Origin of the sequence: Hymenobacter glacialis, from assembly GCF_001816165.1 — a bacterium.
Classification (GTDB): Bacteria; Bacteroidota; Bacteroidia; order Cytophagales; family Hymenobacteraceae; genus Hymenobacter; species Hymenobacter glacialis.
In genome coordinates, this window is record NZ_MDZC01000014.1 from 43062 (window position 1) to 54510 (window position 11449).

General features: G+C 61.3%; 13 protein-coding genes. 7 read left to right on the plus strand and 6 right to left on the minus strand.

What is annotated here, in order from left to right; translation table 11 throughout:
* Positions 1–125: 125 nt before the first annotated feature.
* Positions 126–1238, plus strand: a complete 1113-nt coding sequence (locus BEN48_RS00810; RefSeq protein ID WP_070731987.1) for an AIR synthase-related protein — start codon at positions 126–128, stop codon at positions 1236–1238.
* Between the two features lie 100 nt (positions 1239–1338).
* Here BEN48_RS00810 and BEN48_RS18495 read toward each other — a convergent pair whose 3' ends face one another.
* Both BEN48_RS18495 and BEN48_RS00815 read right to left on the minus strand, forming a co-directional pair.
* Complete coding sequence (locus BEN48_RS18495; RefSeq protein ID WP_125932407.1) at positions 1339–1752, minus strand: hypothetical protein; 414 nt, start codon at positions 1750–1752, stop codon at positions 1339–1341.
* 63 nt (positions 1753–1815) lie between these two features.
* Complete coding sequence (locus BEN48_RS00815; protein WP_070731989.1) at positions 1816–3306, minus strand: nicotinate phosphoribosyltransferase; 1491 nt, start codon at positions 3304–3306, stop codon at positions 1816–1818.
* Between the two features lie 136 nt (positions 3307–3442).
* On the opposite strand from BEN48_RS00815, the gene BEN48_RS19880 reads away from it, so the two are divergent.
* Positions 3443–3787 carry a DUF1345 domain-containing protein gene (locus tag BEN48_RS19880; RefSeq protein ID WP_158010065.1) on the plus strand — a complete coding sequence of 115 codons (345 nt, stop codon included), beginning with the start codon at positions 3443–3445 and terminating at the stop codon, positions 3785–3787.
* Positions 3769–4104 carry a DUF1345 domain-containing protein gene (locus tag BEN48_RS19885; protein ID WP_083320630.1) on the plus strand — a complete coding sequence of 112 codons (336 nt, stop codon included), beginning with the start codon at positions 3769–3771 and terminating at the stop codon, positions 4102–4104. Before BEN48_RS19880 ends, BEN48_RS19885 begins: the two co-directional genes overlap by 19 nt.
* A gap of 70 nt (positions 4105–4174) precedes the next feature.
* Here BEN48_RS19885 and BEN48_RS00825 read toward each other — a convergent pair whose 3' ends face one another.
* Positions 4175–4831: a response regulator gene (locus BEN48_RS00825; RefSeq protein ID WP_070731990.1), complete on the minus strand. Its 657-nt coding sequence runs from the start codon at positions 4829–4831 to the stop codon at positions 4175–4177.
* 260 nt (positions 4832–5091) lie between these two features.
* Here BEN48_RS00825 and BEN48_RS00830 point away from each other — a divergent pair, with 260 nt between their 5' ends.
* The gene (locus tag BEN48_RS00830; protein WP_070731991.1) at positions 5092–5742 is read left to right on the plus strand and encodes a LuxR C-terminal-related transcriptional regulator; all 651 of its coding nucleotides are present in this window, start codon (positions 5092–5094) and stop codon (positions 5740–5742) included.
* A gap of 50 nt (positions 5743–5792) precedes the next feature.
* Here the strand turns inward: BEN48_RS00830 and BEN48_RS00835 are convergent, their stop codons facing one another.
* The gene (locus BEN48_RS00835) at positions 5793–6320 is read right to left on the minus strand and encodes a KdsC family phosphatase (RefSeq protein WP_070731993.1); all 528 of its coding nucleotides are present in this window, start codon (positions 6318–6320) and stop codon (positions 5793–5795) included.
* A gap of 161 nt (positions 6321–6481) precedes the next feature.
* On the opposite strand from BEN48_RS00835, the gene BEN48_RS00840 reads away from it, so the two are divergent.
* Positions 6482–7411 carry a nuclear transport factor 2 family protein gene (locus tag BEN48_RS00840; protein WP_070731995.1) on the plus strand — a complete coding sequence of 310 codons (930 nt, stop codon included), beginning with the start codon at positions 6482–6484 and terminating at the stop codon, positions 7409–7411.
* 121 nt (positions 7412–7532) lie between these two features.
* Here BEN48_RS00840 and BEN48_RS00845 read toward each other — a convergent pair whose 3' ends face one another.
* Entirely contained in the window at positions 7533–7856 is a 324-nt protein-coding gene (locus BEN48_RS00845; RefSeq protein ID WP_070731997.1) for a 2Fe-2S iron-sulfur cluster-binding protein, read from the minus strand.
* Positions 7857–7941: 85 nt separating this feature from the next.
* A complete protein-coding gene (locus BEN48_RS00850) occupies positions 7942–8949 on the minus strand; it encodes an NAD(P)/FAD-dependent oxidoreductase (RefSeq protein WP_070732140.1) in 1008 nt (335 codons plus the stop codon).
* A 635-nt stretch (positions 8950–9584) separates the two neighbouring features.
* Here BEN48_RS00850 and BEN48_RS00855 point away from each other — a divergent pair.
* Positions 9585–10919 (plus strand): hypothetical protein, encoded by a 1335-nt coding sequence (locus BEN48_RS00855; protein ID WP_125932408.1) that lies wholly within the window; start codon positions 9585–9587, stop codon positions 10917–10919.
* 15 nt (positions 10920–10934) lie between these two features.
* Positions 10935–11345 carry a hypothetical protein gene (locus tag BEN48_RS00860; RefSeq protein ID WP_070732001.1) on the plus strand — a complete coding sequence of 137 codons (411 nt, stop codon included), beginning with the start codon at positions 10935–10937 and terminating at the stop codon, positions 11343–11345.
* Positions 11346–11449: the final 104 nt, after the last annotated feature.

The window sequence follows — 11449 nt, forward strand, 5'->3', positions numbered from 1 at the left end:
CCGTTAGGGGCCGTTGTCTCACTTGCCTCGTTCCGGCTTCGTTCAACGAATTCAACCACCCCCGTTTCAGCTGAAGCTGAAACATCCCCTCCTCATCTGAGGAGGGGAGTTGTCGTTCCAGTATCATGTCCGCATCCTCCGAAAACCCCGCCGGCTACTCCATCGAAGAAGGCAACGCCGCCTCGCGCAACGCCTACAACTGGGCCAAAAAGACGTTCCAGAACCGCGCCGGCAAGCCCGGTGAAGCCGCCCAGGACCTCGACGGCGGCTTTGCCAACGAAATCCGCTTCGGCAACGCCCGCCTCGGCATCAGCTCCGACGGCATTGGCACCAAAATCGAAGTGGCCGAGCGCGTGGGCCGCTACGACACCCTGGGCTTCGACCTGGTGGCCATGACCGCCGACGACCTCATCGTGGCCGGTTTCGTACCCACCAACCTCTCCAACATCATCGACGTGAACCACCTCGACTACGACGTGGTAGACCAGATGATGCGCGGCCTGCACGACGCCTGCAACTTCGCCCAGCTGGCCATCACCGGCGGCGAAATTGCGGAGCTCGGCAACCGCATCGGCGGCTGGCCGGGCGCGGCCATGAACTTCAACTGGTGCTCCACGGCCATCGGCAGCCTGCACCCCAGTCTGGAGCGGCCCCTGAGCGGGCACACCGCCCGGGCCGGTATGGCCGTGGTGGCCATTCAGTCGCCCTCGTTCCGCTCCAACGGCTACTCCCTGGCCCGTAAAACCCTGCAAAAAGTATTCGGTGACAACTGGCACGAAGCCCCCTACGACGGCACCGACGCCGACCAGTACGCCACCTGGGGCGATGCCATGCTGGCGCCCTCGCTCATCTACTCGCCTGGCGTGGCGGCCCTGCTCGATGCCGGCCTGCCCCTGCACGGCGCCGCTCACATCACCGGCGGCGGCGTGGCCGACAACTTCCAGCGCATCCTCAAAAACAACCTCGGCGCGGTGCTGGATAACCTCTTCGCGCCCCTGCCCGCCATGCAGCGCCTCTGCGAAATTGGCGATATCAGCTCCGAAACCGCTTACCTCTACTGGAACATGGGCACCGGCATGCTCCTGGTCACGGAAGAAGCTTCGGCCGCTGCTGTCGTGGCCTCGCTGCAAGGCAACGGCTACGCGGCGCAAGTGGCTGGTCACCTCACGGCCGAGAGCGGCGTGACGATGCGCGTGGGCGCGGGGAACTGCGGTACAGTTAGAGTACGATTGCCATAAAAAGAACGTCATGCTGAGCGGAGCCGAAGCATCTCTACTGCAACACTAAATTTAATTAGCTGTGCGGTAGAGATGCTTCTGCTCCGCTCAGCATGACGTCTCATTTATCAGATATTTTCACTGTCCAATTATTTATCTCCAATTGTTCCTGAGTTAAGCTAATCTGTTTAAATAAACGCTTTTTGTTTATTAATGCCATGTCATGGTACTTGCGTACAGTATCAATTTTATAGATAAATAGGTTTAATCTTCTGTTTCTATTAGTCTGGATTTCAATTATCCAGGCGTCTTTTCCTGGTATCGTTTGGGCTGATGTGTCGCCTGGTAGAATTTGATGGCCTAAATAAAATTCTGGATGGTTGGTCTTGTGGTCTTTAGGAATGGTGTCTTTATAAGACTCGATGCAAATTGCCGAACTGCTTTCGTTTATTATTCTAAGCCGTGAATCATAGTAGTCGCAACCTGATAAGCCAAGCAGAAATACTCCAATACAGAGGCGAAGCCGATGAGTCATAGGATAAGAGCAAAACATACCAATTGATAAAATACAAGTCGAATTGGTAACCCTATTGCACAGCTACGCCCCGCGCACCGGGCGCTTCTCCAGAATAAGCTGCGTGCGGTAGTCGTACAGGCTCATTTCCAGGCCCACGGGGTACACGTGCGGGTTGAGGAAGCGGCGGATGCTGGGGTCCAGGCTTTGCACTTCGCGCTGGGCGTGGGCGCGGCTTTCGGCCAGGGTGGGGAGGTCTAGCACGCGCTGGCCCTGGCGGAATACGGGCTCCAGCAACTCGCGGAACTTGGTTTCGGGCTTGATGAGCAGGCGGCGGGTGTTGTCGGCCGGGTCGATGAGGGTGAGCTGGTCGGGGAGGGGCTCGGCGGTGTTGTAGAGCATGTCGGCGCGGGGCTTGCCGTACTCATTGAGGTAGCGGCGCACCTGCAGAATGCCGGGAATGCTGGTTTTGGCCACCTGCTCCGAGAGCTTGATGGTGTAATCCCAACCCGAATCGTCGGCTTTGCGCAGGGCGGCCAGCTTGTACACGCCCCCGAGCGCTGCTTGGTTGTAAGCTGTTACCAGCTGCGTGCCCACGCCCCAGGTGTCGATGCGGGCCCCCTGCTGCTTGAGGCTGGTGATGAGGTTCTCCTCCAAATCGTTGCTGGCCACGATGCGCGTTGCCGTAAATCCGGCTTCGTCCAGCACCGCCCGCGCCTCCCGGCTCAAATAGGCCAAGTCGCCCGAATCGAGCCGGATGCCGGCCAGCTCGTGGCCGTTGGCGCGCATCTCGCGGGCCACTTTGATGGCCTGGCGCACGCCCTCAATGGTGTCGTAGGTATCCACCAAAAACACCGAGTCGTCGGGAAAAGCCTGGGCGTAGGCCGAAAACGCCTGCGTTTCATCGCCAAACGCCTGCACCCAACTGTGGGCGTGCGTGCCGCGCACCGGAATGCCGTAGCGCTGCCCGGCCAGCACGTTGCTGGTGGCATCGGCCCCGCCTAGATAAGCCGCTCGGCTGGCCCCCAAGCCACCATCGAAGCCCTGCGCCCGGCGCAGACCAAATTCCAGCACCTGGTCGCCGGGCCCGGCCGCTTCCCGGATGCGGGCGGCTTTGGTGGCAATCAGGGTCTGGAAATTGATGAGCGTGAGCAGCGCCGTTTCCAGTAGTTGGGCCTGCAGCAGCGGCCCGCGCACGCGCAGCATGGGCTCGTTGCCAAACACCACGGTGCCCTCGGGCACAGCGTCGATGTCGCAGGTGAACTTCAGCTGGCGCAGGTATTCCAGAAAATCAGCGGGAAACAGCGCGGTGCCCTTGCTGCCGCTTAGGCTGCCGAGGTACGCCAGGTCGTCGTCCGAAAATTGCAGGTTTTCAACCCAGTCCACGGCCAGCGCCAACCCTGCCGCTACCGCGTAGCCGCCCGCGAACGGCGCTTTGCGGAAGTACAGATGAAACACGGCCTCCCGGTCCTGCATGCCCTGCTGCCAGTAGCCGTAGGCCATGGTGAGCTGATACAAATCGGTGACGAGGGCCAGCGATGGGGCGTAGAGGCCGGAAAGAGGAGCTGCGTTCATACAAACAGGGCGGCAAATGAAGCGAATGCCGGAGCTGCAAAGGAAACGCAGGGAAAAGCAACAAAGCCGGATTGTCGCCGTCGGGCGGCCCCGTATATTGCGCCCCGTGAACCCGTCTCGCTCCGCTTTTTTTCGCTTGGCTCACCGGCTGGGCTCCATCACGGCGAAATACCGGCTGCTGACTGGCCTGGCACTGGGGGCCGTGGCCTGGACCATAGCCCCAGCCGGAATAGACACCACCAGCCGCTGGGTGGCGATATGGGACGTGTACGCGGGCACCACCTTGCTGCTCATCGCGGCGGCCGTGTTCACCGCCGATGCGGCCACCATTCGCAAAGTGGCCAACAGCGAAGACCTCGGCCGGGTGCTGGCCTTCGTCTTTGTGCTGGTGGCAGCCGTGGCCAGTCTGCTGGGCGTGGTGGCCCTGCTGGGCACTCTCGATAACTTGCCGCGCGCGCCTTCGTGCAGCACGTGGCCCTGAGTGTGGCGGCCGTGCTGGAGTCGTGGCTGCTGGTGCACACGGTGTTCACGCTGCACTACGCCCACATTTACTACGACAGCGACGAACAGCACGGCGGCGACACCGGCGGCCTTGAATTTCCCGGCAACGACCCCGAACCCGACTACCTCGACTTCGCTTATTTCGCCTTCACCATCGGCATGGCCGCCCAGACCGCAGACGTCACCATTCCCGGCCGGCGGCAGCGGCGCACGGCGCTGCTCCACGCCATTATCTCCTTCGGGTTCAATACTGCCATTGTGGCCCTAAGCATCAGCGCCATAGGCGGACTGCTTTAGATAAGTTTTGAGGGTTCAGGGTTAAATGTTGAATGTTGAATTAGCAAAACAGCACTCAACACTTAACCCCTTACGTAATCAGTCCCCGGCTTACGGCCAGCTTAATGAGTGCCGCCGTGTTCTTGGCCTGGGTTTTGGCGATGATGTTCTGGCGGTGGGTTTCGATGGTGCGCTTGCTGGTGAAGAGCTTATCGGATATTTCGCCGTTGGTAAGGCCTTCGGCGATGAGCTTGAGGACTTCCAGCTCGCGGGCCGTGAGGTCGGCCGTGGCCACGCCGTCGGTAGTAACGGGCGGCGTGCCCGGCGCGTGCGAAACGGCTTTGGAGAGCATGCTCAGCCCGATTTCAGTGCACAAAAACGGACTGCCTGCCGCTACCGTGCGGATGGCGAAGGTGATTTCGCTGATGGCCGCATTCTTCAGCACGTAGCCTGCGGCCCCGGCTTCAAACATGCGCGTCACGTAGTTTTCGTGGTCGAGCATGGTGAGCACCAGCACCCGCACCTCCGGAAAGCGACGGCGCACCTCCGGCACGGTAGCAAACCCGTCGAGCACCGGCATCTGCACGTCCATCAGCACCACATCGGCAGGGGTCGTTTCGAGCAGCGACAGGACCTCGGCACCGTTGCCAGCTTCCCCCACCACTTCCAGGTCGGCATCGGCCAAAAGCAGGGCCCTGATGCCATCGCGCAGAATGGTGTGGTCGTCAGCAAGCAGAATGCGAATCATAGCCAAGGGAAAAGGAAATGCAAAGTTGGGTAGAAATCACGGGGCCGGGGGTGTGGCGTATACGCAAAAAAAAAGACTACGTATTTGTACGAGAAGCGCCCTTTATGGTCCGGGTTTTATTGGTATTAATACGGCTTTTATGGGCGTGGTCCCGACGCAGGGGGGGCATGCCCTGTACTTTCGACGTGGTAAAAATTAGTTTTTCGGCAAGTATTTCGAGAAATTGAAATCTTTGGTTTAGCTGCACTGTCTACTCGCGTATGATTCGCCTACTACTCACCGACGGCCACACGGCCTCCCGCGAGGAACTGCGCCTTCGGCTGGCCACGGCGCCCGGCCTGGAGATAGTAGGGGAGGCCGGTACCGGCGATGAGTTGCTGGCGCTGCTGGCCACTGCGGCGCCCACCGTTGTGCTGCTGGATTTGAACCTGCCCGGCCCCGACGCTTTCGCGCTGCTGCCGTCGCTGCGGCGGCAGTACCCGCAGGTGCGCGTGCTGGCCCGGGGCGACCAGGCCAACGAGCACTACGTGAGCCGCGCCTTCGACCTGGGCGCCCACGGCTACCTGCTGGCCAATGCCCTGCCCATGGAGCTGCGGCACGGCTTGGCCACCGTGGCTGCGGGGCGGCCTTTTTTGTGCACCGCCATTGGGCTGGCCCTGGTAGGGCATTTCTATGCCGAAAGCCCCGCTTCGAGCGACGCCGTGCGCTCGGCCCTGGGCCTGAGCAAGCGCGAAATGGAAGTACTGGGCCTTGTGGGCGAGGGCCTCACCAATGCCGAGATAGCCGCCAAGCTCTTCACCAGCAAGCGCACCATCGAAACCCACCGCCAGAACATCATCGCCAAAACCCAGGCCAAGAACACGGCGGCGCTCATTCGGCTGGCCGCGCGCCAGGGGCTGCTGCCAGAGTGAGGTGAAGTGGGGGTGGTTTGATGTTTGGGCTACGCAGGTTTAGCGCATTGCTATTTTGCGTGTGGTTGGTTTACGCCCTCGCGGCCCTGCGCGGCAATAATGAATTCGGCCAATTCGCGGAAGCACCCGTGGCCGCCGGCCGTCTGGCAGTGCAAATCGGCTTCGGCGCGGGCAAACGACGTGGCATCGCCGGGGCAGGCGGAGAGGCCCACGAGGCGCAGGATTTCCACGTCGTTGGTATCGTCGCCGATAAAGGCCACTTCCTCGGCCCGCAGGCCGGTGCGCGCCAGAATTTCGGCCAGGCAGGCGGGCTTGTCTTTTATGCCCAGGTGTAGTTCCTCAATTTGCAGCTTGGCCGCCCGGGTGCGCACCGACGGCGACACTTCGCCCGTGACAATGCCCGTGGCAATGCCGCACTCGCGCAGCCGGACCACGCCCATGCCGTCGCGGATGTGGAAGCGTTTCATTTCCTCCCCGCGCTCGGAATAATACACGCCGCCGTCGGTGAGCACGCCGTCGCAGTCGGTGAGCACTAAACGGATGCGGCGGGCGCGGGCCAGGAGTTCGGCTAGTTTCATAAAATCAAGAATAAGCGGATGCCAGAATGAGAAAAAAGCGGCCCTGCCGCTGCAATGCGGGCGCAAGAACGGCAAGGATGCGCAAACCTGAGGCAAGTCGAAATTGTGATTATCCCGGAAATCGTATCTTCGTTATAGAGAAACTGCTACACTTGTATCCTATGAAGAATCAATTGACTATTGGGCTGGCGCTTGCCCTCGCATTACCCGTTGCGTCACAGGCGCAGTCAGCGCACAATGCCGTGGTGGCTGCCGAAACGGCCTTTATCGCCATGGCTGCTAAGACCAACACGCAGGCCGCGTTTCTGGCCCACAGCGCCCCCACGGCACTGGTGACCGAGCAGGGCAAGTGGGCCAATGCCCAGGAGGGGTGGAAAAGCCGCCCTGCCCAGCCCGGCAAGACCCTCGCCTGGTACCCCGTGCTGGCTGATGCCGCCCAAACCGGCGACCTGGGCTACACCACCGGCCCGTGGACTTCCTTCCAAAACGACAAGCCGCAAACTACTGGCGAATACGTGACCGTGTGGCGCAAGCAGCCCGACGGCACGCTGAAAGTGGTGGTGGATATGGGCGTTGAGCGCGTGGGGGTGGCCCAGGCCAAAACCGCCAGCGTGCCGCAGCCGCGCCTGCTGCCGGCCGCCGCCGTGCCCAGCACGGCCCCCTCGAACATTGTGCTTGAAGTTGACCGCAAGTTCGCCGCCGCCGAGCTACTCAAGCCCGGCGCTACTTACCAGCAATACCTGAGCTCCGAGGCCCGCCTGTACCGCCCCGGCCTGAGCATGATGCTTGGCGCCGCAGCTTCAGCCAATATGAAAAATATGGACGGCGGCTACCTGTTTACGGTTGTGGATGGGTACCTGGCTGCGGCCGGCGACCTGGGCTACGTGGTGGGTAACATGCGCCGCCCCGGCACCGCCAAGCGCCCCGAAGAGAACGGCACATACCTGCGCATCTGGCGCCGCGAGGCCGTGGACGGCTGGCGCGTGGTGCTGGAGATTTTCAACTTTGCCCCCAATGCTGCTACGGCTACGACCACGGCCCCAGCGCCGGAAGAAGCGTCGGTTGCACCTGGTATCAGCCAGCGCAAATAACCTGCGTTTCGCTGCACCCCAACCAAAAGCCCCCAACTTCCTGAAGTTGGGGGCTTTTGGTTGGGGTGTTGGGTGCTGCACCTGCCGGCAGCTGGATTGGGCACCGCGGTGGCTGGTGCGGCTACGCGCCGGGCGCCAGGCGCACCACCAGCCCGTCGGTGCGGGGAGTGAGGCGAATCTGGCAGCTCAGGCGGCTGCCCAGGTGCACCACGGGCAGGGTTTCCAGCATGTCGAGCTCGTCGTCGCCGGGCTCCGGCAGGGCGGGGCCGGCCAATACTTCTACGTGGCAGGTGGCGCACAGCGCCATGCCGCCGCAGGTGGCCATGATGTTGTAGCCGCTGGCTTTGAGCAGCTCCATCAGGCTCAGGCCCATGTCGGTAGGTCCGATTAACTCCGTGCGTTGGCCCGGAGCTTCCTCAACGTAGATGCGAATGTCTTCTTCCATGAATTGAATTATGAATTAAAAATTATGAATTAAAAATTGGGGTGGCGTGGAAGCCTTTTTGAATTTTTAATTCATAATTCTTAATTTACATAGAGGGTGCCCCGTTCACCGTCGTGTACTTGAGGGTGTACTTTTTGTCGGGGTAAATGTATTTGAACGCGCCCTGGCACATGAGCGCGGCCTCGTGGAAACCGCAGAGAATGAGCTTCAGCTTGCCGGGATAGGTGTTGATGTCGCCGATGGCGTACACGCCGGGCAGGGAGGTGCTGTAGTCCAGGGTGTCCACCACAATGGCATCATCGGTGAGCTCCAGGCCCCACTCGCCAATGGGGCCGAGCTTGGGCGTGAGGCCGAACAAGGGAATGAAGTGGTCGAGCGGCACGGTTTCGGCGGTGCCGTCGTTGCCGGTGATGGTCACTTCGGCCAGCTTGCCGTTGCCGTGCAGGTGCGTCACGTTGGAGCTCAGCACCAGCTTTATTTTGCCGGCGTCGGCCAGGGTCTTCACTTTCTCGGCCGAGTCGGCGGCGCCGCGGAACGTAGTGCCGCGGTGCACCAGGGTCACATCGGCGGCTACGTTGGCCAGGAAATTGGTCCAGTCCAGGGCGGAGTCGCCGCCACCGGCGATGACGATTTTCTGGTCGCGGAAATACTCGGGGTCGCGCACCATGTAGTGCACGCCTTTGCCGCCCTCAAACTGCTCGAGGTTTTCCACGGCCGGCTTGCGCGGCTCAAACGAGCCCAGGCCGCCGGCAATGGCCACGGCCTTGCAGTGAATTTCGGTGCCGTCGGTGGTGTAGAGCTGAAACGAACCGTCGTCGAGCTTGGCAAACCGCTCCACCCGCTCGCCCAGCGTGAAGGTGGGGTGGAAGGGCTCAATCTGCTTCATGAGGTTGTCGACCAGGTCGCCAGCCAGAATTTCAGGAAAGCCCGGGATGTCGTAAATCGGCTTCTTGGGGTAGATTTCGGAGAGCTGGCCACCGGGCTGGGGCAGGGCATCTACTACGTGGCAGCGAAGCTTAAGCAAACCGGCTTCGAAAACGGCGAATAAGCCGACCGGGCCGGCCCCGACGATGCAGATGTCGGTGGAAATAATATTGGGCATAATAGCAAATAGTGCCTGACGAGGCGCCGAGTGAAAAGCGGCCGCACCCTTTAAGGAGCTGTTCGGCAAAGGTACGGTCCGCAACCGGGGCCGCCAACGACGTCCCGGGTATTAACAAAGGCGGCGTCCAAATCGTTGGCTGCCACCCAATATTCGGCTAGTGTAGCACGGGGGTGTGCACGGGTACCAGCACGGCCTCCACGCCCACGTCGTTCAGGAACTGCACCGCCTCCTACATGGTCAGGAAGTGGCGCACGGGCATGGCCTGGGGTGTTGGTCACCGCGTGGCAGCCGTAGTGGGTGCAAAAGCCGGGCACGTTCACCTTGGCCACCACACTCACACCGCGCGCCACTGTCATCTGCTTCACGGCCTAGAAAATGGTTAACAGGGCGTGGTTGGTGACGGGGGCTGCTACCGGGCAGCAATGCGTGGGTAGTCGGCGGGTGTTGCCAGATGCATAAATGCGGGGTGCCACCTGCCCAGCTCTAGGCGGAACATGTAGGTTTGCACAAGGGCATGTACCAACAGCTGCCTTTGCCACGTTATAAGCCCGACGGATTTCGGCCGGGCGGCCATTGGCTGCGTAATGCCTATACTTCGGCCCAAAACCTCGTCTTTTCTGCTTATGCCATTATTTGTTTCTGTGGGGCCGCGTGTGCGGCAGTTTTCTCATTGTTTGGGTTGTGTCGGCGGGCTCTTCGGAGCGCTGCTTCTGAGCAGCTGCGGCTCTGATTCTGCCGATACCAAGTCGGGTAGCCCTGGCAAAAGCGGGAAGCCCGCCACTACCACGCTGGCTGCAACTGAAGCCGCGCCGCTCCGCGTTAATGTTTTTCTAGAGTATTCGGGGGGCATGAAGGGCTTTGTGCCCCGCGGCGGCGCCAGCCAGCCGGCCACCGAGTTCCAGCAGCGCATCGGGGCGCTCATCACCGAAACCCAGGTGAGCGGGGCCATTGCCGACCGCAAGTATTACCTCTGCGAAAACGCGGCGCCCCGCGCGGTGCCCTTTCAGCAGCTGCGCGACGTGGTGCAGGGCGAAGTGAACCAGGCCGCCCTGGGCACGGAGCTGCCGCAGATGCTGGAAGGCATCCTCAACATGCCGCAGGCCACGCAGCAGGTGAGCGTGGTTATTTCTGATTTCATCTATGGTCCGGCGCGCAAATCCGACTTCTCGCAGCTGCCCAACCTGATACGCACCTCTATTGCGCCCGTGAGCCAGAAGCAGCTGGCGGTGGCGGTATTTGGAGAGACTTCCCGTTTCTACGGCACCTACCACCCGGCCGTGAAAACGCCCGTGGCCAAGCGCACCCTCAACGGCGAGAAGGTGCCGTATTACGTGTGGGTGATAGGGCCGCCCGCGCTGGTGGCACGCTACACAGCCGAGGTGTTTAAGAATGCGCCCGCCCAGCAGGCGTTCTTTGGACTGAAAACGAGCACGCCGGCCTTCGCGCCCCTGCTTACCAAGCTCACCGACGCCAAGTTAAAGCCAAGCGGGGGCACTGTGTACGCCGAAAACAACGGCTTGACCCTGAACCCATCCGACGACCCGGTGGACTTTTCGGTGGGTGTAAATTTAGGGGAATTGCCGGCGGCGTGGCAGAAACCGGCGTTTTTGGCCCAACATATGCAGGTGCGCCTTCCCAACGGCCAGGCTGCCCTGCTGCCGAACTCGGTGCGCCTGCTCACCGACGACGAGCAAAGCGGCCAGCCGGTGCTGGCACCCTATACCCACGTAATGCGCCTGCGGGTGAGCAAGCTGGCGGCCCCCACCGCCACCCTCAGCCTGGCCCTGCCCGCCCCGGAAACGCCGGACTGGGTAGCGGCCTGGTCCACTGCCAACGACAATACGCCGGCCCCGCGCACGTTTGGCCTCGACCAGATTCTGACCGGCGTGCGCCAATCGTATCCCAGTCCGCTGCCGGCCGTATTCACGGTTCAGCTTCCTCTCAAAAACGACAAATAACCTGCTTGTTTTTCTATGCAAACCTTCTTCACCAGCCTGTACTCGGCCCTGATTTCCATCTTTCAAAGCCAGCGCCCGGCCGATTTCGGCTTGTATAAAACCGATTTGTTTTCGCTCGTGGGGTGGAGCACGCTGGGCGTGGCCCTGCTGCTGGTAGCTGCCTTTTATTACCTGTTCAATTCGGCGTTGCGCACGGGCATGTTTCGCACCACGCACTGGGTGCTCACGCTGGCGCTGGCCGCGGGCCTGGGCACGCTGCTGGCCAACACGCTCAGCAAAAGCCACGGCGCCGAAGGCAGCAGCTACCTCGGGTATTTTATGGTGGTGAACCTGCTGGTGGCCGCGCTGTGGTTCCTGTTGTTCTCGGTGCTGCTCAAGCGCTGGAGCACGTACGCCCGCACTACCCCGTTTGTGGGCCCATTCTAAGGCAGAACCTCACCCCCGGCCCCTCTCCAAAAGAGAGGGGAGCCCGATGATTTTTGGGCGGTGATTTTAAAGCTATCAACAAAAACGACCCCGCCGCCGTGGCT

What these genes read in the sequence shown, in the direction of transcription:
- BEN48_RS00810 (WP_070731987.1), top strand. Translation starts at nt 126, where the DNA reads ATGTCCGCATCCTCCGAAAACCCCGCCGGCTACTCCATCGAAGAAGGC.
- BEN48_RS18495 (WP_125932407.1), bottom strand. Translation starts at nt 1,752, where the DNA reads ATGACTCATCGGCTTCGCCTCTGTATTGGAGTATTTCTGCTTGGCTTA.
- BEN48_RS00815 (WP_070731989.1), bottom strand. Translation starts at nt 3,306, where the DNA reads ATGAACGCAGCTCCTCTTTCCGGCCTCTACGCCCCATCGCTGGCCCTC.
- BEN48_RS00825 (WP_070731990.1), bottom strand. Translation starts at nt 4,831, where the DNA reads ATGATTCGCATTCTGCTTGCTGACGACCACACCATTCTGCGCGATGGC.
- BEN48_RS00830 (WP_070731991.1), top strand. Translation starts at nt 5,092, where the DNA reads ATGATTCGCCTACTACTCACCGACGGCCACACGGCCTCCCGCGAGGAA.
- BEN48_RS00835 (WP_070731993.1), bottom strand. Translation starts at nt 6,320, where the DNA reads ATGAAACTAGCCGAACTCCTGGCCCGCGCCCGCCGCATCCGTTTAGTG.
- BEN48_RS00840 (WP_070731995.1), top strand. Translation starts at nt 6,482, where the DNA reads ATGAAGAATCAATTGACTATTGGGCTGGCGCTTGCCCTCGCATTACCC.
- BEN48_RS00845 (WP_070731997.1), bottom strand. Translation starts at nt 7,856, where the DNA reads ATGGAAGAAGACATTCGCATCTACGTTGAGGAAGCTCCGGGCCAACGC.
- BEN48_RS00855 (WP_125932408.1), top strand. Translation starts at nt 9,585, where the DNA reads ATGCCATTATTTGTTTCTGTGGGGCCGCGTGTGCGGCAGTTTTCTCAT.
- BEN48_RS00860 (WP_070732001.1), top strand. Translation starts at nt 10,935, where the DNA reads ATGCAAACCTTCTTCACCAGCCTGTACTCGGCCCTGATTTCCATCTTT.